The organism is Streptomyces coeruleorubidus, assembly GCF_008705135.1.
GTDB classification, from domain to species: domain Bacteria; phylum Actinomycetota; class Actinomycetes; order Streptomycetales; family Streptomycetaceae; genus Streptomyces; species Streptomyces coeruleofuscus.
The window spans coordinates 7,647,782-7,671,694 of record NZ_CP023694.1 but is presented as its reverse complement, the minus strand read 5'-3'; the positions used below and the strand labels follow the sequence as shown (position 1 = coordinate 7,671,694).

The window sequence follows — 23,913 nt, the reverse complement described above, 5'->3', positions numbered from 1 at the left end:
CGTCGCGCTCAGCTCCGCAGCCGGTCGAAGCCGAAGGGCACGAGGGCCTCGGGCCGCCGCCCGGTGACGACGTACTCGGCGAGCCGGTGCCCGGTGACCGGGCCCAGGGTGACCCCGAGCATGCCGTGGCCGGTCGCCGCGAAGGCGTTGTCGTGCCCCGGGACGCGGTCGATCACCGGAAGCCCGTCGGGCAGGAACGGCCGCCCGCCGACCCAGGGGTCCCGGATCAGGCCGACCAGGTCGTCGGGGTCGTCGAACCAGCGGCCCAGGTAGTGCCGGCTCGCGAGGGCGACCGCGACGATACGGCGCCAGTCGAGACGGTTGTTGTTGCCGCTGAGCTCCATCGTGCCGCCGATCCGCGTGGTGCCGCCGATCGGTGAGGCGACGGCCCGGCGCTCGCCGAAGTACAGCGTGTGCCGGGGCGCCGGATCCAGGTCCACGGAGAAGCTGTAACCCTTGCCGGCCTGGAGGGGCAGATGGTGCCCCAGGAACCCGAGCAGATCCGGCGAGCGCATGCCGGCGGCGACGACGACCGCCGCACAGGGCAGTTCGGTGTCGGCGGTGCGCAGGGCGGTGACCCGGCCGCCCGCCGACCGGAACCCGGTGACCTCGGCGTTCTCGTGGATCTTCACACCCGCGGCGGCCAGCGCCTCGCCGAGGGCACGCGCGAACGCCTCCGGGTCGACGACCCCCTCCCCCGCCACGAGGTAGGCCGCGCGCACGGCCGGTGACAGCGCCTCGTCCAGCAGGTGCGCCTCGGTGCCCGTGACGATGTCGTCGGGCACGGGGTAGTGCCCGTCCGCCATCTCCCGCTGGAGCGCGAGGTGGTGCCGGGCCTCCGCCGGCGACAGGAAGGCGTGCACCATCCCGGGCCGGGTCAGCGTCGTGTCCACCCCGGCCTCGCGCATGCCGTCGAACAGGCCGAAGGTCTCGCGGTTCAGCTCGGCGACCGCCGCGTAGCCGCGCCTGAAGACGGCCGGTGTGCTGCTGCGCCAGAACCGCCACAGCCACCGTACGAACGCCGGGTCCGGAAGCGGCCGCAGATAGAGCGGGGAGTCCGGGCGGCCCAGCGAGCGCAGGGCGTAGCGCACCACGCCCGGGGCCGGCACCGGCGTCGAATGGCTGAGGCACACCCAGCCCGCGTTGCCCCGGGACGCCCCGGACCCGAGCCGGCGCCGCTCGACCACCTCCACCGGCAGCCCCGCGGCGGCCAGGTAGTAGGCCGTGCACAGCCCCACCACACCGCCGCCCACGACGACGACCGGGTCCGCCGTACCCGCCACGGCGCTCACGACGCGTTCCCGTACGACGCGAGGAACTCCCTGGTACGGGCCTCGGCGGGAGTGTCCAGGACGTCCTCGGGCCGGCCCTCCTCCACGATCCGGCCGCCGTCGACGAACACGACGTGGTCGGACACCTCCCGGGCGAAGGGCAGCTCGTGGGTGACGAGCAGCATCGTCATCCCGTCGGCGGCCAGTTCGCGCATCACGCTCAGCACCTCCCGGGTCGCCTCGGGGTCCAGGGAGGAGGTGGGCTCGTCGAAGAGCAGCACCTCGGGCCTCAGGGCGAGGGCCCGCGCGATGGCGACGCGCTGCTGCTCGCCGCCGGAGAGCTGCTCGGGCTGGGCGAGGGCGCGGTGGGCCACCCCGACCCGGCGCAGCAGCGCCACGGCCCGCTCCAGGGCCTGCGCTTCGGGCACTCCCGCCTTGCGCTGCGCGAGCACCACGTTCTCCACGGCGGTCAGGTGCGGGAACAGGTGGAACCGCTGGAAGACCATGCCGACCGTGCGGCGCAGCCGGGGCAGGTCGCGGCAGACCATGCGGCCGCCCTGGTGAACGGTCTCCCCGGCGACCTCGACGGTGCCCTGGTCCGGGCGTTCCAGCAGGTTCACGCAGCGCATCAGGGTCGTCTTCCCGCCCCCGCTCTGCCCGATGACGCTGACGATGCTGCCCCGGCCGACCTCCAGGTTCACCCGGTCGAGCACGAGCCGGCCGTCGAAGGACTTGCACAGCCCCTCGATCCGTATGACGGCCTGGGAGGAGCCCCGGGCGGCGGGCGTCGCCGAGGCCACTGACTCGGTCATGCGGAAACCTCCTTCACGGGAACGGCGGCGGCCGGCTCGGCGGCCAGCAGGGCGCGGGCCGCCCGCAGCCGCCGCCGTCGCCACGGCGACAGGGGCACTCCCGACCGGACCTTCCGCTCCAGGAGCAGCAGCAGCTGGGACAGCGGGTAGCACAGGGCGAAGTAGATCGCCGCGATGACCAGGTACACCTCCAGGGCCCGGAAGGTGGCCGAGGTGATGAGCCGCCCCTCGGACATCAGCTCCGCGGCGGAGACGGTGACCAGCAGCGAGGTGGACTTGAGCAGGTCGACGAGCATGGTGTTGGTGCCGGGCAGGGCCAGGCGGAGGGCCTGCGGGAGGACGATGTGGCCGAAGATGCCGGTCCTGCCGACACCCAGGGCCTCACCGGCCTCGGTCTGCCCGGCGTGCACGCCGCTGATCGCGGCGCGGAAGATCTCGGACAGGTAGGCGGCGTAGAAGACGACCAGGCTGAGGCAGCCGGCCGTGAAGACGTCCAGCCGGATCCCGGCCGAGGCGAGGCCGAAGTAGGTCAGGAAGATGATGGCGAGCAGCGGGACGTTCTTGAACACCTCGGTGTAGACGGCGGCGAGGGCGCGCGCCGGCCAGGCCCTGCTGAGCCGGAGCAGCGCCACGGCCAGGCCCAGCAGCACCGCTCCCGAGAAGCTGACGACGGTGTACGACACAGTGCGCCCGAGCGCGTCGATGAGATCGGGCCGGTAGTCGGACCAGGGGACCTCGAAGAGACCGGACATGGCGGCTGCTTTCACTGGGCGATGGACGGGGGCGTCCAGTCCTGGGGCCGGTCCACGCCGCGGCGGGCCGTGGCGACGTCGGCGGCGGGCACGAGGAACTGCTTCGGGTCGCCGCCGTACTTGCGGACGAGCTTGTCCAGCTCGCCGTTCTTGTACATGGCGTCGATCTGCGCGGAGATCGCCCGCTCCAGCTTCGTGGCCTTCTTCGGCAGGTAGAAGCCGGTCTGGTACGGCTGGAAATACGCGTAGGCGGGCTTGGCCTTCACCTGCGCGGCGGTCGGCGGCGTCAGGTACTGGGTGTCGATCTTCAGCTCCGGGCGCTGCTTCTGCGCCGCGATGATGATCAGCGGGTCGAGGAAGCCGACGTCGACCCGGCCCGCGCCCAGGTCGTCGAAGACACCGTTGGCGTCGGGGTAGGCGTGCAGCTTGCCACCCGGCACGGCCTGGATGGACTTGACCCAGACGTAGCCCTCGACGGTGCCCAGGTTCAGGCCCTCCAGGTCACCGACCGTCTTGTACGTCCTGCCGCTGCGGACGGCCATCGCCGGGGGCGAGTAGTAGGGCGGATCGGTGAACAGCCCCTGCTTCTGCCGGTCGGCGGACCAGGCGACGCCGCCGATGGTGATGTCGACCCGGCGGGACTGCACCCCGGCGAGCATGCCGGCGAAGTCCGCCACCTCGGGCTCGACCTTCAGGCCCAGCTTCTTGGCGGCGTAGGCGAGGATGTCGCCGTCGAGTCCGACGATTCTGCCGCCCTGGACGCTGGTGTAGGGCGCGTAGGGCTGGACGGCCACCTTGATGACGCCGGGCGTGAGCGTGCCCAGCGCGGCGGTCTCGGCGGACACGTTCTTCGGGGCGTCGTCCCCGCCCGAGCCGCAGGCGGTGGTGGACATCAGGAGCATCGCGGACAAAGCGAGAGCAAGCGAGCGCACACGGATCATCGGCTCGGGCCTTCCGTCTCGGTGCTGAAGGATCCCGCCGATTCACCGGGCACCGGTGCCCCCCGGCGGGGAGGTGATTGGGCCCATACGCTAGGCACAGGCCCGCCGCGCGTCACCGTTCACTTCGTACGAACTTGTCGCCGGAATCCCTGCCTCCCCTGTACGGTGCGTCCAACCCGGACCGCCCCTGGCGGGAGGAATCGCCCATGCTGAGCCCGTCACTCGCGCAGGAGATCGCCGGGGACACCTCCGCGGTCATCGGCTTCAACGTGCTGATCACCGACGCGGAGGGCATGGTCATCGGCAGCGGCGACAGCAGCCGCGTCGGCACCTTCCACGAGGCGTCCGTCGAGGTCGTCCGCACCAAGGAACCCGCCACGCACAACGCCTCTCAGGCCCAGTCGCTGCGCGGGGTCCGGCCCGGGATCACCCTGCCCCTGGTCACGGACGGGCGGGCGGTGGGAACCGTGGGGATCACCGGCACCCCCGCGCAGGTGGGCCGCTTCGGTCTGCTGGTGAAGCGGCAGACGGAGATCCTGATCCGGGAGTCCGTGATGCTGCGCTCCCGGCTGCTCGCCGAGCGTGCGGCCGAGAAACTGCTCACCGACATCGCCTCCTACGACCCGCTGGTCGTGGAGGGCGACCTCCTGCAGTTCCGGGCCGCCGACCTCGGCTTCGACCTGCGGCTGCGCCGGGTCGCGGTGGCGTTCGAGGTGACGGTGCCCGACCCTGGCGCCCGCCGCGGCACCCGGGCCCGGGACGTGGCGCTGGTCCGCTCCGAGCTGCTGCGTACGGTCCGGGACGTCTTCGCCGACCCGCAGGACATCGTCGCCGGGACGGCTCCCGGCTGGATCGGCGTCCTGCACCGGCTCCCGGCCCGGGCCCCGGCGGACGCGCCGGCCGCCGACTGCCGCCGGGTCACGGACGTCATCGCCGCCCAGGACGGGCTCACCGCCCGCGCGGGCATCGGCGAACCGGCCACGTCCGTCGGCGGCCTGCACGACTCCTACCAGGACGCGTGCGACGCGCTGCGCCTGGGCGCCCGGATGGACGGCGGCTCCACCGTCCACTCGATCGGCGATCTGCGGGTCCACCAGCTCCTGACGGCGGTGAGCCAGTCCGCCCGCACCCGGCTGCTCGACCTGACCGCCGCGCGGCTGCGGGAGCAGCCGGACTGGCCGGCCCTCCGGGACACGATCACCGCGTGGTGCGAGAGCGGATTCAACCTCGTACGGGCGTCCGCGGCGCTGCACATCCACCGCAATACCGTCGTCTACCGCATGAACAAGATCGAGCAGCTCACCGGCCGCCCGCTGCGCGAGCACCGGACGGCCATGGCGCTGTACCTGGCGTGTCTGGCCGACCGGCTGGGCGGCCCGGACCGCTGACCGTCCGTCTCGTCCCTCTCAAGGACCTCCAAGCCGTACGCCCCGCCACCAGCCATGTGGAGGGCAGCTCGATCCTCGTACCGTCGGGGTGGAACTCCGTGGTGACGAGGGGCGGTTCGCCGCTCGCCATGCGGCTTCAGTCCTCGTGTCCCAGCTGGAGGTCCCGCTCGGTGCGGCCGCCCCCGGCCACCTGGAGCACGGTGGCGACGGGCGGGTAACCGGCGGCGATGACGGTGTACTCGCCGGAGGACAGGTCGACGAACCGGAACGTGCCGTCGGGGCCGGTGGTGAGCGTGTCGACGACGTTGCCGGCGACGTCCAGCAGGGTGACGCGCGCGTCCTCGACGGGCCGGCCGCCGCCCGCCCGGACGGTGCCGCGCAGGACTGCGCCGCCGGCCAGTTCGATGTCCCGGCGGGTCTCGCGGGCGGCCTGGACGGTGACGGGGAGCGCGGCCGGGCGGAAGGCGGGGGCGCTGGCGGCGAGGGTGTACTCGCCGGCCACCAGATCGGTGATGACGTAACCGCCCTCGCGGCCGCTGCGGGTGGTGGCCACGACCTCGCCGTGCACATTGGTGAGCGTGACGCCGGCGTCCCGTACGGGGGTGCCGTCGGCGGTGACCACGCTGCCGACCAGGCTCCCCGCACCGCCCAGGACGATGTCCAGTTCGACGGGGCGTTCGCCGACGGTCACGGAGACCGCCTGCGGCTGGTGGCCGCCCGCGGCGGCGATCAGCACGTACGCGCCGGGGCCCGGGGTGGCCAGCGCGTAGCGCCCGTCCTCGCCGCTGGCGCCCCGCCCGGTCTGCTGACCGGTGACGTCGATGAGCGTGAGCGCCGCGCGGGGCACGACGGTCCCGTCGTGGTGCTGCACCGAGCCGCAGACGGGAACCCCGGCGCTGTGGGCAGCGCGGGCCTGCGGGATCGGGGTGCTCCCGGGCGCCGTGTCCGGGTCGGTGACGGATGCGTGGTGGGACACCAGGGGTTTCTCCTTGAGGAAGAGGGCGATGACCAGCCCGAGGGCCAGCACCGGCACCAGGTAGAGGAAGATCCGCGGCATGGCGTCGGCGTACGCCCCGATGTAGCCCTCGCGCAGCGCCGGGGGCAGGCCGTGCACGAGCTGCGGGGTGATGGACGCGGGGTCGGGGAGCCGGTCGTCCGCACGCGTGGGCAGGTCGCGGGCCAGGGCGTCGGCGAGCCGGCCGGCGAGGAGGGTGCCGAGGACGGCGGCTGACACGCTGCCGCCGATCTGCCGGAAGTAGTTGTTGGCGCTCGTGGCGGTGCCGAGGTCGGCCGGGCGCACCGAGTTCTGCACGGCGAGGATCAGTACCGGCATCACCATGCCGATGCCGGCACCGAGGACGGCCATCCAGATGCTGTAGTGCAGCCGGGGCGTGTCGGCGTCGAGGCGGGACAGCAGCCACATGCCGGCGACGGAGAGGGCGCCGCCGAGGATCGGGTAGGCCTTGTAGCGGCCGGTGTGGCTGATGAGCTGTCCGGCGATGATCGAGGCGCCGACGATGCCGGCCATCATGGGCAGCATGAGCAGGCCCGACTCGGTGGCGGAGGCCCCGTCGACCATCTGGAGGTAGGTCGGCAGATAGCTGGCGGCGCCGAACAGCCCGGCCCCGGCCACCAGGCCGATCAGACCGGTGACGTTGAAGACGGAGTCCCTGAACAGCCGCAGCGGGATGAGGGGTTCGGCCGCGAAGCGCTCGGCGACGAGGAAGAGGAGGATCGCCACGGCCGCTCCCGCGCCGAGACCGAGGATCATCCGCGAGTCCCAGGCGTACGTGGTGCCGCCCCAACTGGTCAGCAGGACCAGGCAGGTGGAGGCCGCGGTGAGCAGCAACGCGCCGAGGATGTCCAGCCGGGCCTTGCCGGCCGGTTTCGGGAGCTTCAGCGCGACGGCGACGACGACCAGCGTGGCCAGGCCGACGGGCACGTTGACGTAGAAGCACCAGCGCCAGGAGAGGTGGTCGGTGAAGTAGCCGCCGAGCAGGGGTCCGGCCACGGAGGCGAGTCCGAAGGCGGCGCCGATCAGGCCCATGTAGCGGCCGCGCCGCTGGGCGGGCACGATGTCCGCGATGATCGTCTGGACACCGATCATGAGCCCGCCCGCACCGACGCCTTGGAGGGCCCGGAAGGCGATCAACTGGTCCATGGTCTGCGCCCGGCCCGCGAGCGCCGATCCGGCCACGAAGACGACGATCGCGAACTGGAAGACGCCCTTGCGGCCGAGGAGGTCGCCCAGTTTGCCGTAGATCGGCAGTCCGACGGTGGCGGTGAGCAGGTAGGCGGTGATCGCCCAGGACATCCGGTCCAGGCCGTGCAGCTCACCGACGATCTTCGGGAGCGCCGTGGCGACGATCATCTGCTCCAGGGCGGCGAGGAGCAGGGCCGGCATGAGTGCGACGAAGACCAACCGCACCCTGCGCGGGCTCAGTTCGGCGGTCGGGGCCGGTGGCGGGGAGGGAGGTTCGGGAGGTGCCACCGCCGGTTCGTCCTGCGCCAGAGTGATCCCGCCCACCTACCGCTCCCCTCGTCGCGCTGCCGCACAATTCCCGCGTAAAAGCGACAACTACGAGCAAGCGCGACGAGTTACGGCACACGTCGGAGCCGAACGGAGATCACCCGAACCGGTGAGGGCCACAACGGCCCCTGGAAATTCCCGGTTTGAGGGAGGCTACTTCTCGACCTCGGCGGCGAGCCGGGCGAGCAGCGCGTCGTAGATCCGGCCGAGACCCTTGGGCGCGAAGGTCTTCTCGAAGAAGCCGCCGATACCCCCTGCGCCGGTCCAGGTGGTGGTCACGACGACCCGGGACTTGCCGTCACCGGCCGGGGTGACGCGCCAGGTGGTGACCATGGAGGAGTTGCGGTCCTTCTCGACCAGCTCGCCGTCGGTGGGCTCGCTGACCTCCAGGAGGCAGTCGCGCACGCGCTTGCTGGTGGCCTGGAGCTTCCAGTGGACGAGGGTGCCCTCGCCGTCACCGCCCTCCCGGACCTCGTACTCGCTGAACTGCTCGGGCAGCAGCTTCGCGCGCGTGCCGCTGTAGTCGGCGAGGGCGTCGAACACCGTCTCCGCGTCCGCCGCGACGATCCGCTCCGTAGTGGCCTCGACCTGCGCCATCGCTTTCCTCCAGGACATGGTTTCTCGGGGGTTGGGGGCAAGCCAACCACCCCGCTGCCCGGCCACCCAAATCGGGGTCGCCCAACCCGGTCGAACACGTTCGGAAAACACCCTCGCACGATCAAGGGAACATGTGTTCTATTCTGTGGGCAGTGCTACCGAGGAGGCGTCATGCGCTGGGACAACCTCACAGAGGACTCCGAACACAGCCGGGCCGACTCCGCGCTGTTCGGCGTGGACGCAGTCACAACAGTCCAGTTCGACACGCCTGAGTTCCGTGGAATCACCTTCCACGAGATCCGGGCCCGCTCGATCATCAACCGGGTGCCGGCGGTCTCCCGGATGTCGTTCCAGTGGACGGTCAATCCCTATCGCGGCTGCTCACACGCGTGTGTGTACTGCTTCGCGCGCAAGACGCACAGCTACCTCGACCTCGACACGGGCCTCGGCTTCGACTCCCAGATCGTGGTCAAGATCAACGCGCCGGAGCTGCTGCGCCGCCAGCTCGGCTCACGCCGCTGGCAGGGCGAGCACATCGCGATGGGAACGAACGTGGACTGCTACCAGCGTGCCGAGGGCCGCTACCGCCTGATGCCGGGCATCATCTCGGCCCTGCGCGATCACGCGAACCCCTTCTCGATCCTGACCAAGGGCACGCTCATCCTGCGCGACCTGGACCTGATCAAGCAGGCCGCGGAGGTGACCGACGTGGGCATCTCCGTCTCGGTCGGCTTCACCGACCAGGAGCTGTGGCGCACCGTCGAACCGGGCACGCCCGCGCCGGAGCGGCGCCTGGAGGTCGTACGGACCTTCGGCGAGCACGGCATCGGCTGCGGTGTGCTGATGGCGCCGGTGATCCCGTTCCTCAGCGACCAGCCGGCTCAACTCCGGGCGACCGTGCGGGCGATAGCGGCCTCCGGCGCCACGTCCGTCACCCCGCTGGTGCTGCATCTGCGGCCCGGTGCCCGCGAGTGGTTCATGACCTGGCTGGAACAGCACCATCCGCACCTGGTGGCGCGCTACCAGCGGCTCTACGCGGAGGGCTCCTACGCCCCGAAGTGGTACCAGCGCCGGATCACCCGTCAGGTGCACGAGCTGGCCGAGGAGTACGGCATCGGGCCCACGCGCGCGGGGATGCCGCGCCGGATCCGGCCCCCCGAGCCGGCCGGGGAGCCGCCGGTGTCCGGGCCGACTCAGCTCTCGCTCATCTAGGGCAGAGCGCCCGCACACCCCTGGAATTCTCCACGAGCCCCCCCGTGCGGCGGCTTGACCTTGCGCGTCGAAAACCGATCGGTTTACAGTGAGGCGAAACCGACCGGTTTCTCGCCCTGGAGGCGAGCCGCAACGAGGTCTACCAGGGAGTGGCGGATGACTACCGCGCGCGGCGTCGAGGGGCAGTCGGCGGAACTCAGGCTTCCGGCGAAGCTGGCCGCACATCCGTCGGTGCGGGCCCTGCTCGCCCGGCGTGCGGCCGGTGACGTCGCGCGCCCGCCGGCGGTGATCGACGCGGCCTGGCTGCGCGAACTGTGCCTGGCGGCCGGTGCGGACGACGCGGCCGCCGTCAGCCTGGACCACCCCGACCTGGCCGGCGAGCGCGAGCACGCGCAGTCCGCACTGCCCGGCACCCGCACCCTGATCGCGATGGCGTTCCGGATGAACCGCGACAACTGCCGCTCCCCCGCCCGCAGCGTGGCCAACCAGGAGTTCCACCAGACCGACGAACAGGCCAACCACGCCGCCCGCAGCGTGACCCAGGCACTCCAGGACGCCGGATACCGCGCGCTCAATCCCTCGGTCGGCTTCCCCCAGGAGATGGACCACTTCCCCAGCGAGCGGATCTGGGTGGTGGCGCACAAGACGGTCGCGGTGGCCGGGGGGCTCGGCGTGATGGGCCTGCACCGCAACGTCATCCACCCGAAGTTCGGCAACTTCATCCTGCTGGCGACCGTCCTGGTGGACGCCGAGGTGAGCGAGTACGGGCAGGCGCTGGACTACAACCCCTGCATCGACTGCAAGCTGTGCGTCGCCGCCTGCCCGGTCGGCGCCATCAGCAAGGACGGGGCGTTCGACGCGCTGGCCTGCACCACGCACAACTACCGCGAGTTCATGAGCGGGTTCACCGACTGGGCGCAGACCGTGGCCGACAGCGAGGACGCCGCCGACTACCGCTCCCGGGTCACCGACTCCGAGAGCGCCTCCATGTGGCAGAGCCTGACCTCGCCCCCCGGCTACAAGTCCGGCTACTGCATGGCGGTCTGCCCCGGCGGCGAGGACGTCCTGGGCCCGTACCTGGAGGACCGCAAGACGTTCATGGACACCGTGCTGCGACCGCTCCAGGACAAGAAGGAGACCCTCTACGTCCTGCCGGGCTCACCCGCTCAGGAATACGCCCAGCGCCGCTTCCCCCACAAGCCCGTCAAGGAAGTCACCGGCGGCTGGCAGCCCCCGGCGAAGCGAACGCCCTGATCCGCCGGAGTAAGTCATGAGCGGCATTCACCCCTTCCGCGTCCTGCGCGCCAGACCCCTTGGTCATGGCGGGCGCGATCGGCATCATGGGCATGCACGCCGCCCATCTGCCGCTGCTGTGGCTGTACTCGGTGTGCGCCATCGCGGTGTGCGGGATCGGCGCGCTCGCCCTCCTCGCCGTCTTCGGCACGCCCGGCATGCTGGTGGTCACGCTGGTCTTCATCGGGATGGCGGTGCCGACGGCCGGCGCCACCACCCCCATCGAGGCGCTCCCCGGCTTCTACCGCTTCCTCGCGGAGTTCGAGCCGCTGCGGCAGATCACCGGCGGCCTCCGCTCGATCCTCTACTACGACGCCCAGGCCGACGCGGGCCTGACCCGGGGCTGGGTGATGATGGGCGCCGGCCTCGCGGTGGCCGCACTGTTCGGTTTCGGCGTGACCGCCTGGTACGACCGCAAGGGGATGCACCGCATCCCGGTCGAGACCAAGCCCGCGAAGACCGCCGTCCCGGCCTAGGAGGCGTCCGCCCCGGCACACTGTGAAACCGATCGGTTTTCATTTCCTCCACATCGAGTTAACCTCGCAGCATGACCACCGAGGTGAAGGCAAGTACCAGAGAGCGGCTGCTGGAGGCGGCGGCCACGCTCACCTACCGGGACGGTGTCGGCATCGGCGTCGAGGCGCTGTGCAAGGCGGCGGGGGTGTCGAAGCGCTCCCTGTACCAGCTCTTCGAGAGCAAGGACGAGCTGCTGGCAGTGAGCCTGGAGGAGCGCGCCTCCGCCTTCGTGGCGACCCTCCTGCCCGCGGCGGACGACGGCCGGTCACCCCGCGAGCGGATCCTGCACGTCTTCGAGCAGGTCGAGTCGCAGGCGGGGACACCAGAGTTCCGAGGCTGCCCGTACCTGGCTGTTCAGATCGAGCTGAAGAACCAGAACCACCCCGCGAGCCGGGTGGCCCACCGGATCAAGGCGAACCTGACGGAGTTCTTCCGTTCCGAGGCCGAACTGGGCGGGGCGGGCGACGCCGACCTGCTGGCCCGGCAGCTCAGCCTGGTGTTCGACGGCGCCAGTGCCCGCGCGGGAATCGGGGCCGACAGGCTGGCCGGGCTCGTCGCGCCCACCGTGAACACCCTGCTCGACGCGGCAGGCATGCGCTGATCCACGCCGGAGGCCCACACGGCGACCCGGCACGACTTGCAGAAGGAAACCGATCGGTTTACGGTGGTGAAACCGATCGGTTTTCCATGTTCTGGAGGTAGTCGTGACAGCGATCAAGGGCGCCGTCGTCTTCGTCACCGGAGGCAGCCGGGGTATCGGCAAGGTGCTGGTCGAGGAGCTCTACGCGCGCGGTGCCGGCAAGGTCTACGCCACGGCCCGCGACCCGCGCTCGGTGACGCACCCCGACGCCGTCGCGCTGGCGCTCGACGTCACCGACCCGGCATCCGTGGCAGCCGCCGCCGAGCAGGCCCAGGACGTCACCATCCTGATCAACAACGCCGGCGCCTCCGTCGGCGCTTCGTACCTCGGCTCCCCGATGGACGAGGTGCGCCGGGACCTGGAGACCAACTTCTACGGCCCGTTGCTGGTCACCCGGGCCTTCGCGCCGGTCATCGAGCGCAGGGGCGGCGGTCACATCCTCAACGTCCACTCCGCCCTGTCATGGCTGGCCGACGGCACGCCCTACAGCGCCTCCAAGGCCGCCCTGTGGTCGCAGACCAACTCCCTGCGCCTGGAGTTGCAGCCGCGCGGCATCGCGGTGACCGGGCTCCATGTCGCCTACGTGGACACCGACATGACGTCGGGCATCGACGCGCCCAAGGCCGACCCCCGCGACGTCGCCGTGGCCGCGCTCGACGGCATCGAGGCAGGAGCGCACGAGGTACTGGCCGACGACACCTCCCGGTGGATCAAGTCGCAGCTGTCCGCAGACCTGGAAGCCATGTACGCCCAGCTGAAGCGCTAGGCCTTTGCAAGGAACCGGTCCCGGGAGCCGGCGGCGGCCGGTTCTGAGCACACACGTCGGTGCCATGGTCCACGATGGACCGATGAGTGAGCTGACCAGGATTCCCGCGCCCGACGGCGTCGCCGCCGCGGCCCAGTACAGCCATGTCGTCATGGGCACCGGCCGTTTCGTGGCGATCGCGGGGCAGCTCGCCCTCGACGAGCAGGGCCGGCCGGTCGGAGAGGGCGACCCGGTGGCGCAGGCCCGTCAGGTCTTCGAGAACCTCCGGCGCTGCCTGGCCGCCGCCGGGGCGACCTTCGACGACGTCGTCAAACTCACCTACTTCGTCACGGACATGGCCCATATGCCCGCCATCCGGGCGGCCCGTGCCGAGCACATACCCGACGACCGGCTGCCGGCCGCGTCGGCGGTGCGGGTCACTGGGCTGGTCCGGCCCGAATTCCTGCTGGAGGTCGAGGCTTTCGCGGTGGTGGCGGAGTGAACTCCTCGACAAGGGCGCTTCCGATACGGGAGATGACGCTCGCCGACTGCGACCGCGTCGCGGAGATCCGCATCCGCGGCTGGCAGACCGCGTACCGGGGGCTGATACCGCAGTCGTACCTGGACGGGCTCAGCGTCGAGGAGGACGCCGAGCGTCGTCGCGGGCGCCTGGCGCAGGCCGACGGCAGCGTGGTGAACCTGGTCGCCGAGGACACCGGCGGCGAGGTCGTGGGCTGGGCCTGCCACGGACCGTACCGGGGCGGCGAAGTCGTCACCGGCGACGCCGAGTTGTACGCCATCTACGTCCATCCGGAACACCTGGGACGGGGCACGGGGCAGGCCCTGCTCGCGGAGGCCGTCGCGCGCTGCGCCGCCGCGGGCCACGGCCGTCTGCTCCTGTGGGTCCTCAAGGAGAACGGCCGGGCCCGCCGGTTCTACGAACGGGCCGGCTTCGAGGCGGACGGCGCGGAGGAGCCCTTCGAGGTGGACGGTGTCACGGTCCCTGAGGTGCGGTACGCACGCGCACTCCCCCGCTGATCTCACCTCTGCTTCGGAATCCGCCCCAGTGCCCGCACCGCCGCCTCCGCCAGCACCGGATGCGCGAGGGCCTCGTTCAGCACGGGTCTGGCCCGGGTGTCGCCCAGCGTGCCGAGCCCGTCCACGCAGGCGAGGGCCACGCGGCGGTACGGGTCGTGCGGGCGCAGCCGTCGCTGGAGAGTGGTGATCAGGGCGGGCACCGCCTCCGGGGCGCGCAGTTCGACCAGCAGCCGGACGGGGTGGAGGGCGTAGGCGACGCGCAGTTCGTTGGTGGCGAGGGCGGCGGCCGCGCGGGCGGTACGCGGGTCGCCCAGGCGGGCGAGGGCGTAGGCGGCGGAAGCGCAGCGCGGCGGGTCACGGTGGTTGAGCAGCAGCACCAGGGACTCGAAGGCCCGCCGGTCCTCGGCGAGTCCCAGCCGGAAGGCGGCGAGCTCCCTCGCCCACAAGGGCTGCCCGGGTTCGGTCAGCACCGCGGCCAGGGCGTCGAGGTCGTCGGTCGCCACGAGCCGCTCGAAGGCGGGCGACGCCCCCGACTCCTGCCGTAAGCGCTCCGTGAGTGATCGCAACTCTTCGTCCATGACTGAGAGATTAGAGGCGCCGCGAGCTGCTCGGGACGTACATCACAAACACGAGGGCTGGCGCGCTCGTTACCCGCGAGTTAAGCTCAGACGAGCGAGTTACCCACTCGTATTCCTCGCGGCGGTCTGGTGACGCGGCCGTCGTGAGAGCAGTCGGTTCGGTACTTCAGGTACCGCAGTACGGCTCGGCCCCGGGACAGGGCCGGTCGGACCCGCCGTTCCCCGGGCGTGTGCACGCCCGCGGCGACGGCACCGGGCGTGTGCGCTCGCAGCCCGGCCAACACCCGCATTCCTCACGTACCCGGTGCGCCCGGGGCCCGGCTCACGCCGGTCCGTCTTCGGCGCACCCGGGCGCGTTCCGAAGTCGTCACCCTCATTCCAGGAGTCCCGCGATGGCCACTCCCCTTTCCGACCCGTCCCTGTCCCCGCTGCGCACCATCGCAGTCGTCGGCCTCGGCACGATGGGCACCGGCATCGCCGAGGTCCTCGCCAAGGCCGGCCGCGAGGTCGTCGGCATCGACATCAGCGAGGCCCAGGCGGCGAAGTGCGTCGCCGCCCTGGAGTCCTCCACCGCCCGTGGCGTCGAGCGCGGGCGGCTGACCGAGCAGGACCGCGCGGAGATCCTGGACCGCGTCCGCACCTCCACCGACCTGCGGGCCGCGGCCGACGCCGACCTCGTCATCGAGGTCGCGCCGGAGTCGTACGAGATCAAGCAGCAGATCTTCCGGGAGCTGGACGGGATCGTGCGGCCCGAGACGATCATGGCGACCGGCACCAACGCCCTGTCCGTCACGCGGCTCGCCGCCGACTCGGCCCGTCCGGAGCGGGTGCTGGGCCTGCACTTCTTCAACCCGGCCCCGGCGATGCGCCTGGTCGAGATCGTCTCCTCGGTGCTGACCGCGCCGGCGGCCGTCACGGCCGTCACCGATCTCGCCCTCGACCTGGGCAAGGAGCCCGTCGCGGTCGGCGACCGCCCCGGGTTCGTCGCCGACGGGCTGCTGTTCGGCTACCTCAACCAGGCCGCCGCGATGTACGAGGCGAAGTACGCCTCCCGCGAGGACATCGACGCCGCGATGCGGCTGGGCTGCGGCCTGCCCATGGGCCCGCTGGCACTGCTCGACATGATCGGGGTCGACACCGCGCGCACCGTCCTGGAGGCGATGTACGCCGCGTCCCGCGACCGGTTGCACGCCCCGGCGCCGATCCTCAAGCAGCTGAGCGAGGCGGGCCTGACCGGCCGCAAGGCGGGACGCGGGTTCTACACGTACGAGACGCCGGGCAGCGGCACCGTCGTCCGGGACGCGCTGACCCCGCTGGAGGGCGGCAACCCCGTCCCCGGCCGGGAGGTCCGTTCCGTCGGCGTCGCGGGCTCGGGCACCATGGCCTCCGGTATCGCCGAGGTCTTCGCCAAGGCCGGGTATGAGGTCGTCCTCGCCGCCCGCAGCGAGGAGAAGGCCCAGACCGCGAAGGCCCGCATCGGCAAGTCCCTGTCCCGCTCGGTCGACAAGGGCCGGATGACCGCCGAGGCCGCAGCGCAGACCCTGGACCGGATCACTCCGGCGGGCTCGTACGACGCCTTCGCCGACGTCGACCTGGCCGTGGAGGCCGTCGCCGAGGACCTGGAGGTCAAGCGGCAGCTGTTCGCCGCGCTGGACAAGGTCTGCAAGCCGGGCGCGGTGCTGGCCACCACCACCTCGTCCCTGCCGGTCGTGGCCTGCGCCCGGGCCACCTCGCGCCCGCAGGACGTGATCGGCATGCACTTCTTCAACCCGGCCCCGGCCATGAAGCTGGTCGAGGTCGTCCGCACGGTGCTGACGGCCGACGACGTCCACGCGACGGTCCGCGAGGTCTGCGGCCGGATCAGGAAGCACGCGGTCGACTGCGGAGACCGGGCGGGCTTCATCGTGAACGCGCTGCTCTTCCCGTACCTGAACAACGCGATCAAGATGGTGCAGGAGCACTACGCGTCGCTCGACGACATCGACGCGGCGATGAAGCTGGGCGGGGGTTACCCGATGGGCCCGTTCGAGCTGCTGGACGTCGTCGGGCTCGACGTCTCGCTCGCCATCGAGAAGGTCCTGCACCGCGAGTTCCGCGACCCGGGGCTCGCCCCGGCACCGCTCCTGGAGCACCTGGTGGCCGCGGGCTGCCTCGGCCGCAAGACGGGCCGTGGCTTCCGCGAATATGCCAAGCGCTGAGGGTCCCGGCGACTGGTTCCGGTCCGGCGCGGAGTGGGGCGGCCTGCTCGGCCCGGACCGGTTCCACGAACCAGGTCACGCGCAGCGAGCTGCGCACATGCAGTACGTTCAGGGCATGTCCCAGCCCGCCAAGTCCTCACGTACAACGGTTACGACCGACCCGCCGGAAAGTGCCGCAGGCTCTCGCGCCGCCGCCCAGCGGCTCAAGATGCGCCGGGAACTGGCGGCCGCCGCGATGGAGCTGTTCGCGACCAAGGGGTACGAGGCGACCACCGTCGACGAGATCGCGGCCGCGGCCGGGGTCGCCCGCCGCACGTTCTTCCGCCACTTCCGCTCCAAGGAAGAGGCGATCTTCCCCGACCACGACGACACCCTGGTCCGGGCCGAGGCGGTGCTCAACGCCGCGCCCGCGCACGAGCATCCGCTCGACACGGTGTGCCGCGGCATCAAGGAAGTCATGAAGATGTACGCGGCCCGTCCGGAGATCTCGGTCGCCCGCTACAAGCTGACGCGCGAGGTGCCCACCCTGCGCGAGGCGGAGATCGCGTCGGTGGCCCGCTACGAGCGCCTGTTCACCCGCTACCTCCTCGGCCACTTCGACGAGCGCGCGCACGCCGACGACGCCAACGACGACCCGCTGCTGGCGGAGGTCGCCGCGTCCGCCGTGGTCACCGCCCACAACCACGTCCTGCGGCGCTGGCTGCGGGCGGGCGGACAGGGGGACGTGGAGGCGCAGCTGGACCACGCCTTCGCGATCGTGCGCAAGACGTTCGGCACGGGCATCGGGGCCGGGCGCTCCACGGAGCCGCAGCCGGCCGCGGCCACGGCCTCGGCGCAGGGCGAGGTGCTGGTGACCGTCGCCCGTACCGACGCCCCGCTGGACGAGGTCATGCGGACGATCGAGCAGGCCCTCAAGGAGCGCTGAGTCCCCTTCTCCGTGTGATCTCCCTGTGATGACGGCCACCCCTCGGGGTGGCCGTTTTGGCATGCCAGGAGCCGTTTTGAGGGCCCTCTGGGATACCGTTCGATCGATCATCGCTCATTTGTCAAGTAAAGATTTCATCTGAGAGAAACTTCTGGCACTCAGTGCCTTGCGGGGTGACACGCGGTGTCATACGTTGAAGAGGTCCGGGCGATGTCCCAGCCGGCCCAGCGCCTGCCCGTCCGGACGCCTGCGTCACAGGCAACCTCCCGCGCCACCAGCGCTGCCGAACAGCACCACCGCCGAACCGACGGCACACCCTCGACCCTCAGCAGCACCGACGTAACCATCGGCGCCCCTCCCTCAGGGCGCTCACCGCCGGAGGCAACACCGTGACCGTTAAGGACATCCTGGCCGCGATCCAGTCGCCCGACTCCACGTCGGAGGACTTCGCCGCCCTCCCGCTCCCCGAGTCGTACCGCGCGATCACCGTGCACAAGGACGAGACGGAGATGTTCGCCGGGCTCGCCACGCGCGACAAGGATCCCCGCAAGTCGATCCACCTGGACGAGGTGCCGCTGCCCGAGCTGGGCCCGGGCGAGGCCCTGGTGGCCGTCATGGCCTCCTCGGTCAACTACAACTCGGTGTGGACATCGATCTTCGAGCCGCTGTCGACGTTCGGCTTCCTGGAGCGCTACGGCCGCACCAGCGAGCTCGCCAAGCGCCACGACCTGCCGTACCACATCATCGGCTCCGACCTCGCGGGCGTCGTCCTGCGCACCGGCCCGGGCGTCAACGCCTGGCAGCCCGGTGACGAGGTCGTGGCGCACTGCCTGTCCGTCGAGCTGGAGTCCAGCGACGGCCACAACGACACGATGCTCGACCCCGAGCAGCGCATCTGGGGCTTCGAGACCAACTTCGGCGGCCTCGCCGAGATCGCGCTGGTCAAGTCCAACCAGCTGATGCCGAAGCCGGACCACCTGAGCTGGGAGGAGGCCGCCGCCCCGGGCCTGGTGAACTCCACCGCCTACCGCCAGCTGGTCTCCCGCAACGGCGCCGGCATGAAGCAGGGCGACAACGTGCTCATCTGGGGCGCGAGCGGCGGACTCGGCAGTTACGCCACCCAGTTCGCGCTGGCCGGCGGCGCCAACCCGATCTGTGTCGTCTCCAGCGAGCAGAAGGCGAACATCTGCCGGTCCATGGGCGCCGAGGCGATCATCGACCGCAACGCCGAGGGCTACAAGTTCTGGAAGGACGAGCACACACAGGACCCGAAGGAGTGGAAGCGCTTCGGCAAGCGCATCCGCGAGCTCACCGGCGGGGAGGACATCGACATCGTCTTCGAGCACCCCGGCCGCGAGACCTTCGGCGCGAGCGTCTTCGTCACCCGTAAGGGAGGCACCATCACCACCTGTGCCTCCACCTCGGGCTACATGCACGAGTACGACAACCGCTACCTGTGGATGTCGCTGAAGCGCATCATCGGCTCGCACTTCGCCAACTACCGCGAGGCCTGGGAGGCCAACCGGCTCATCGCGAAGGGCAAGATCCACCCCACTCTGTCGAAGGTGTACTCCCTGGAGGACACCGGCCAGGCCGCCTTCGACGTGCACCGCAACCTGCACCAGGGCAAGGTCGGCGTGCTGTGCATGGCCCCCGAGGAGGGCCTGGGCGTGCGCGACCAGGAGAAGCGCGCCCAGCACATCGACGCCATCAACCGCTTCCGGAACATCTGAGGGCTGCTGGATGACAGAGCGTCAGAAGGACCGTCCGTGGCTCATGCGGACCTACGCCGGTCACTCCACGGCCGAGGCGTCCAACGAGCTGTACCGGCGCAACCTCGCCAAGGGCCAGACGGGTCTGTCGGTGGCGTTCGACCTGCCGACGCAGACCGGCTACGACTCCGACCACATCCTCGCCCGCGGCGAGGTCGGCCGGGTCGGTGTGCCGATCGCCCACGTCGGTGACATGCGCCGGCTGTTCCAGGACATCCCCCTGGAGCAGATGAACACCTCGATGACCATCAACGCCACGGCCATGTGGCTGCTGGCGCTCTACCAGGTCGTCGCCGAGGAGCAGGGTGCGGACATCACCAAGCTCCAGGGCACGACACAGAACGACATCGTCAAGGAGTACCTGTCCCGCGGCACGCACGTGTTCCCGCCGGTGCCGTCGCTCCGGCTGACGACGGACATGATCGCGTACACGGTCTCCCACATGCCGAAGTGGAACCCGATCAACATCTGCAGCTACCACTTGCAGGAGGCGGGCGCCACACCGGTCCAGGAGATCGCGTACGCGATGTCCACCGCGATCGCCGTCCTCGACGCCGTGCGCGACTCGGGACAGGTGCCCCAGGAGCGCATGGGCGACGTCGTCGGCCGGATCTCCTTCTTCGTGAACGCGGGCGTCCGCTTCATCGAGGAGATGTGCAAGATGCGCGCCTTCGGCCGCATCTGGGACAGGATCACCCGCGAGCGGTACGGCATCGAGAACCCCAAGCACCGCCGCTTCCGCTACGGCGTCCAGGTCAACTCCCTGGGCCTGACGGAGGCGCAGCCGGAGAACAACGTCCAGCGGATCGTGCTCGAGATGCTGGCCGTGACCCTCTCCAAGGACGCACGCGCGCGTGCAGTGCAGCTCCCCGCCTGGAACGAGGCGCTCGGCCTGCCCCGCCCCTGGGACCAGCAGTGGTCGCTGCGCATCCAGCAGGTGCTGGCGTACGAGAGCGATCTGCTGGAGTACGAGGACATCTTCGAGGGCTCGAAAGTCATCGAGGCGAAGGTGGACGAACTGGTCGAGGCCTCGCTCGCGGAGATCGACCGCATCCAGGAGATGGGCGGCGCGATGGCGGCCGTCGAGTCCGGCTACCTCAAGTCGCAGCTGGTCGCCTCGCACGCGGAACGCCGGGGCCGGATCGAGTCCGGCCAGGAGAAGATCATCGGTGTCAACGCCTTCGAGGGCACCGAGCCGAACCCGCTGACCGCCGACCTGGACACCGCGATCCAGACGGTCGACCCGGAGGTCGAGGCCCGCGTCATCGCCGCGCTTCAGCAGTGGCGCGACAGCCGCTACCAGCCGCCCTTCAACCACCCGCGGCCCTGCAAGGCGCTGGAGCGGCTGAAGGAGGCCGCCCGGGGCACCGAGAACCTCATGGAGGCCACCCTGGAGTGCGCCCGCGCCGGGGTCACGACCGGCGAGTGGGCCGGGGCCCTGCGCGAGGTGTTCGGCGAGTTCAGGGCGCCCACGGGTGTCTCCTCGGCGCCGGTGGCCGTGCCCGCCGAGGAGGGCAGCACGCTGGCCCTGGTCCGCCGCAAGGTGGATCTGACGGCCAAGGACCTGGAGGTGGGCAAGCTGCGCTTCCTGGTCGGCAAGCCGGGCCTGGACGGCCACTCCAACGGCGCCGAGCAGATCGCCGTGCGCGCGCGTGACGCCGGCTTCGAGGTGGTCTACCAGGGCATCCGGCTCACCCCCGAGCAGATCGTGGACGCGGCCCTCGCCGAGGACGTGCACGCGGTCGGCCTGTCCATCCTGTCCGGCTCGCACGCCCAGCTCGTGCCGGACGTGCTCGAACGGCTGCGTGTGGCCGGTGCCACAGACATCCCGGTGATCGCCGGTGGCATCATCCCGAACGGGGATGCCGAGCAGCTCAGGGAAGCCGGAGTGGCCGCGGTCTTCACCCCGAAGGACTTCGACATCACCGGAATCATCGGCCGCATCGTCGACGAGATCCGGAAAGCGAACAAGCTCGACCCCCTGGAGGTCTCCGCATGACCACGGTCAACCGCCTTCGCCCCCGGCGTTCCTGCCTGGCGGTACCGGGCTCGAACCCCCGCTTCCTGGAGAAGGCGCAGGGCCTCCCCGCCGACCAGGTCTTCCTCGACCTGGAGGACGCGTGCGCCCCGCTCGCCAAGCCCGAGGCGCGGCACACCATCGTCAAGTTCCTCAACGAGGGTGACTGGACGGGCAAGACGCGGGTCGTGCGCGTCAACGACTGGACGACCGAGTGGACGTACCGCGACGTCGTGACGGTGGTCGAGGGCGCCGGCCAGAACCTCGACTGCATCATGCTGCCGAAGGTCCAGGACGCCCAGCAGATCGTCGCCCTCGACCTGCTGCTGACCCAGATCGAGAAGACCATGGGCTTCGAGGTCGGCAAGATCGGCATCGAGGCGCAGATCGAGAACGCCCAGGGCCTGAACAACGTCAACGAGATCGCGCAGGCTTCCCAGCGCGTCGAGACGATCATCTTCGGCCCGGCCGACTTCATGGCGTCCATCAACATGAAGTCGCTGGTCGTGGGCGAGCAGCCGCCCGGTTACCCGGCGGACGCCTACCACTACATCCTGATGAAGATCCTGATGGCCGCCCGCGCCAACAACCTCCAGGCGATCGACGGCCCCTACCTCCAGATCCGCAACATCGACGGCTACCGCGAGGTCGCCCAGCGCGCCGCCGCCCTCGGCTTCGACGGCAAGTGGGTGCTGCACCCGGGCCAGGTCGAGGCGTCCAACGAGATCTTCTCGCCGTCCCAGGAGGACTACGACCACGCCGAGCTGATCCTGGACGCGTACGACTACTACACGTCCGAGGCGGGCGGCAAGAAGGGCTCCGCGATGCTCGGCGACGAGATGATCGACGAGGCCAGCCGCAAGATGGCCCTGGTCATCGCGGGCAAGGGACGCGCCGCCGGCATGCAGCGCACCAGCAAGTTCGAGATCCCGGAGGCCTGAGCGCGATGCAGTTCGGACGCACGTACGAGGAGTTCGAGGTCGGGGCGACGTACAAGCACTGGCCGGGCAAGACGGTCACGGAGTACGACGACCACCTGTTCTGTCTCCTCACCATGAACCACCACCCGCTCCACATGGACACGAACTATGCGGAGAAGACGACGGATTTCGGCAGGAACGTCGTCGTCGGGAACTACGTCTACTCGCTCCTGCTCGGCATGTCCGTGCCGGACATCTCCGGCAAGGCGATCGCCAACCTGGAGATCGAGTCGCTCAAGCACGTGGCGCCGACCTTCCACGGCGACACCATCTACGGCCAGACGACCGTGCTCGACAAGTGGCCGTCGAAGTCGAAGAACGACCGCGGCATCGTCCACGTCGAGACCAAGGGCTACAAGCAGGACGGCACGCTGGTCTGTGTGTTCCGCCGCAAGGTGATGGTGCCGACCGAGACGTACATCAAGGAGCGCGGCGGCGAGCAGCCCGGCCGCCCCGAGCTCAAGGAGCAGGAGAAGTAGCCATGGCGCGACTCGCCCAGACCGCCGGTCTGACGGACATCCAGCAGGAGATCCTGTCCACCGTCCGGGACTTCGTGGACAAGGAGATCATCCCGGTCGCGACCGAGCTGGAGCACCGCGACGAGTACCCCCAGCAGATCGTCGACGGTCTGAAGGAATTGGGCCTGTTCGGTCTGATGATCCCCGAGGAGTACGGGGGTCTGGGCGAGTCGCTCCTGACCTACGCGCTGTGCGTGGAGGAGATCGCCCGCGGGTGGATGTCGGTGTCCGGCATCATCAACACGCACTTCATCGTGGCGTACATGCTCAAGCAGCACGGCACGCAGGAGCAGAAGGACCACTTCCTGCCGAGGATGGCGGCCGGCGACATCCGCGGCGCCTTCTCGATGTCGGAGCCGGCCCTCGGCTCGGACGTGTCGGCGATCACGTCGAAGGCGGTGAAGGACGGCGACGAGTACGTCCTGAACGGCCAGAAGATGTGGCTGACCAACGGCGGGACGTCGTCTCTGGTGGCCGTTCTGGTGCGAAGTGACGAAGGTCACCCCGAGGGCACCGCGCCCCACAAGTCGATGACGACCTTCCTGGTCGAGAAGGAGCCCGGTTTCGGCGAGGTCCGCCCCGGCCTCACCATTCCCGGCAAGATCGACAAGATGGGCTACAAGGGGGTCGACACCACCGAGCTCATCATGGATGGCCTGCGCATTCCCGCCGACCGCGTGCTCGGCGGCGTCACCGGCCGGGGCTTCTACCAGATGATGGACGGCGTGGAGGTCGGCCGCGTCAACGTGGCGGCGCGTGGCTGCGGCGTCGCTCAGCGTGCGTTCGAACTGGGCGTCCAGTACGCGCAGCAGCGTCACACCTTCGGGAAGCCGATCGCCCAGCACCAGGCGATCCAGTTCAAGCTGGCCGAGATGGCTACCAAGGTCGAGGCCGCGCATGCGATGATGGTGAACGCGGCACGCAAAAAGGACTCCGGAGAACGAAACGACCTTGAGGCTGGGATGGCGAAGTACCTCGCCTCCGAGTACTGCAAGGAGGTCGTGGAGGACGCCTTCCGGATCCACGGCGGCTACGGCTTCTCCAAGGAGTACGAGATCGAGCGCCTCTATCGTGAGGCACCGATGCTGCTGATCGGTGAAGGTACCGCCGAGATCCAGAAAATGATCATCGGTCGGCGATTGCTCGAGGAGTATCGATTCCAGGGCTAGATGTCCGGATACGGGGTGTTT

21 protein-coding genes and 2 pseudogenes are annotated in these 23,913 nt (G+C 70.4%); 15 read left to right on the top strand and 8 right to left on the bottom strand.

The features are described from left to right. Positions 1 to 8: 8 nt before the first annotated feature. From CP976_RS35350 to CP976_RS35335, 4 genes are read right to left on the bottom strand one after another with little or no spacing between them, the layout of a single operon-like run. Positions 9 to 1,292 carry an NAD(P)/FAD-dependent oxidoreductase gene (locus CP976_RS35350; protein WP_229875282.1) on the bottom strand — a complete coding sequence of 428 codons (1,284 nt, stop codon included), beginning with the start codon at positions 1,290 to 1,292 and terminating at the stop codon, positions 9 to 11. Beyond that, a complete protein-coding gene (locus CP976_RS35345) occupies positions 1,289 to 2,083 on the bottom strand; it encodes an amino acid ABC transporter ATP-binding protein (protein ID WP_150483979.1) in 795 nt (264 codons plus the stop codon). The genes CP976_RS35350 and CP976_RS35345 overlap by 4 nt, the downstream gene beginning before the upstream one ends. Next, the gene (locus CP976_RS35340) at positions 2,080 to 2,835 is read right to left on the bottom strand and encodes an amino acid ABC transporter permease (RefSeq protein WP_150483978.1); all 756 of its coding nucleotides are present in this window, start codon (positions 2,833 to 2,835) and stop codon (positions 2,080 to 2,082) included. The genes CP976_RS35345 and CP976_RS35340 overlap by 4 nt, the downstream gene beginning before the upstream one ends. 11 nt (positions 2,836 to 2,846) lie before the next feature. After that, positions 2,847 to 3,728, bottom strand: a complete 882-nt coding sequence (locus tag CP976_RS35335; protein ID WP_229875283.1) for a substrate-binding periplasmic protein — start codon at positions 3,726 to 3,728, stop codon at positions 2,847 to 2,849. Positions 3,729 to 3,982: 254 nt separating this feature from the next. Between CP976_RS35335 and CP976_RS35330 the strand changes: the two genes are divergently transcribed. After that, a complete protein-coding gene (locus tag CP976_RS35330) occupies positions 3,983 to 5,164 on the top strand; it encodes a CdaR family transcriptional regulator (RefSeq protein ID WP_150483976.1) in 1,182 nt (393 codons plus the stop codon). A gap of 34 nt (positions 5,165 to 5,198) precedes the next feature. On the opposite strand, the pseudogene CP976_RS43945 reads toward CP976_RS35330, so the two are convergent. From CP976_RS43945 to CP976_RS35315, 3 genes and pseudogenes are all read right to left on the bottom strand, one after another. Next, a pseudogene (locus CP976_RS43945) lies at positions 5,199 to 5,294 on the bottom strand (SAM-dependent methyltransferase); the annotation flags it as partial. Positions 5,295 to 5,300: 6 nt separating this feature from the next. Then, complete coding sequence (locus CP976_RS35320) at positions 5,301 to 7,691, bottom strand: MFS transporter (RefSeq protein ID WP_150483975.1); 2,391 nt, start codon at positions 7,689 to 7,691, stop codon at positions 5,301 to 5,303. Between the two features lie 156 nt (positions 7,692 to 7,847). Next, on the bottom strand, positions 7,848 to 8,291 hold the full coding sequence (locus tag CP976_RS35315) for an SRPBCC family protein (protein WP_020276619.1): 444 nt from the start codon (positions 8,289 to 8,291) through the stop codon (positions 7,848 to 7,850). A 171-nt stretch (positions 8,292 to 8,462) separates the two neighbouring features. Between CP976_RS35315 and CP976_RS35310 the strand changes: the two genes are divergently transcribed. The 7 genes and pseudogenes from CP976_RS35310 to CP976_RS35280 all read left to right on the top strand — a co-directional run bounded on the left by CP976_RS35310 (position 8,463) and on the right by CP976_RS35280 (position 13,735). Continuing rightward, positions 8,463 to 9,503: an Rv2578c family radical SAM protein gene (locus CP976_RS35310; RefSeq protein ID WP_150483974.1), complete on the top strand. Its 1,041-nt coding sequence runs from the start codon at positions 8,463 to 8,465 to the stop codon at positions 9,501 to 9,503. A gap of 156 nt (positions 9,504 to 9,659) precedes the next feature. Further along, positions 9,660 to 10,757 carry a 4Fe-4S binding protein gene (locus CP976_RS35305; protein WP_150483973.1) on the top strand — a complete coding sequence of 366 codons (1,098 nt, stop codon included), beginning with the start codon at positions 9,660 to 9,662 and terminating at the stop codon, positions 10,755 to 10,757. A 59-nt stretch (positions 10,758 to 10,816) separates the two neighbouring features. Further along, positions 10,817 to 11,272 (top strand): annotated as a pseudogene (locus CP976_RS35300) (DUF3533 domain-containing protein); the annotation flags it as partial. Positions 11,273 to 11,343: 71 nt separating this feature from the next. Next, the gene (locus tag CP976_RS35295; RefSeq protein ID WP_150483972.1) at positions 11,344 to 11,913 is read left to right on the top strand and encodes a TetR/AcrR family transcriptional regulator; all 570 of its coding nucleotides are present in this window, start codon (positions 11,344 to 11,346) and stop codon (positions 11,911 to 11,913) included. Positions 11,914 to 12,016: 103 nt separating this feature from the next. Beyond that, entirely contained in the window at positions 12,017 to 12,718 is a 702-nt protein-coding gene (locus CP976_RS35290) for an SDR family oxidoreductase (protein ID WP_150483971.1), read from the top strand. Between the two features lie 82 nt (positions 12,719 to 12,800). After that, positions 12,801 to 13,199 carry a RidA family protein gene (locus CP976_RS35285; RefSeq protein WP_150483970.1) on the top strand — a complete coding sequence of 133 codons (399 nt, stop codon included), beginning with the start codon at positions 12,801 to 12,803 and terminating at the stop codon, positions 13,197 to 13,199. 32 nt (positions 13,200 to 13,231) lie between these two features. Further along, positions 13,232 to 13,735, top strand: a complete 504-nt coding sequence (locus CP976_RS35280; protein WP_150483969.1) for a GNAT family N-acetyltransferase — start codon at positions 13,232 to 13,234, stop codon at positions 13,733 to 13,735. 2 nt (positions 13,736 to 13,737) lie between these two features. On the opposite strand, the gene CP976_RS35275 is transcribed toward CP976_RS35280, so the two are convergent. Then, a complete protein-coding gene (locus CP976_RS35275) occupies positions 13,738 to 14,313 on the bottom strand; it encodes an adenylosuccinate lyase (RefSeq protein WP_150483968.1) in 576 nt (191 codons plus the stop codon). A 392-nt stretch (positions 14,314 to 14,705) separates the two neighbouring features. Between CP976_RS35275 and CP976_RS35270 the strand changes: the two genes are divergently transcribed. From CP976_RS35270 to CP976_RS35240, 7 genes are all read left to right on the top strand, one after another. Beyond that, positions 14,706 to 16,511, top strand: coding sequence for a 3-hydroxyacyl-CoA dehydrogenase family protein (locus CP976_RS35270; protein ID WP_150483967.1), 1,806 nt, complete (start codon positions 14,706 to 14,708; stop codon positions 16,509 to 16,511). A gap of 115 nt (positions 16,512 to 16,626) precedes the next feature. Then, complete coding sequence (locus CP976_RS35265) at positions 16,627 to 17,436, top strand: TetR family transcriptional regulator (RefSeq protein WP_190146822.1); 810 nt, start codon at positions 16,627 to 16,629, stop codon at positions 17,434 to 17,436. Between the two features lie 389 nt (positions 17,437 to 17,825). After that, positions 17,826 to 19,169 (top strand): crotonyl-CoA carboxylase/reductase, encoded by a 1,344-nt coding sequence (gene ccrA, locus CP976_RS35260; RefSeq protein WP_150483965.1) that lies wholly within the window; start codon positions 17,826 to 17,828, stop codon positions 19,167 to 19,169. Between the two features lie 10 nt (positions 19,170 to 19,179). After that, positions 19,180 to 21,207 carry a protein meaA gene (locus CP976_RS35255; protein WP_150483964.1) on the top strand — a complete coding sequence of 676 codons (2,028 nt, stop codon included), beginning with the start codon at positions 19,180 to 19,182 and terminating at the stop codon, positions 21,205 to 21,207. Further along, the gene (locus tag CP976_RS35250) at positions 21,204 to 22,166 is read left to right on the top strand and encodes an HpcH/HpaI aldolase/citrate lyase family protein (RefSeq protein WP_150483963.1); all 963 of its coding nucleotides are present in this window, start codon (positions 21,204 to 21,206) and stop codon (positions 22,164 to 22,166) included. Before CP976_RS35255 ends, CP976_RS35250 begins: the two co-directional genes overlap by 4 nt. Positions 22,167 to 22,171: 5 nt before the next feature. Beyond that, complete coding sequence (locus CP976_RS35245; RefSeq protein ID WP_150483962.1) at positions 22,172 to 22,684, top strand: MaoC family dehydratase; 513 nt, start codon at positions 22,172 to 22,174, stop codon at positions 22,682 to 22,684. Positions 22,685 to 22,686: 2 nt separating this feature from the next. Next, positions 22,687 to 23,892, top strand: coding sequence for an acyl-CoA dehydrogenase family protein (locus tag CP976_RS35240; protein ID WP_030242417.1), 1,206 nt, complete (start codon positions 22,687 to 22,689; stop codon positions 23,890 to 23,892). Positions 23,893 to 23,913 lie beyond the last annotated feature (21 nt).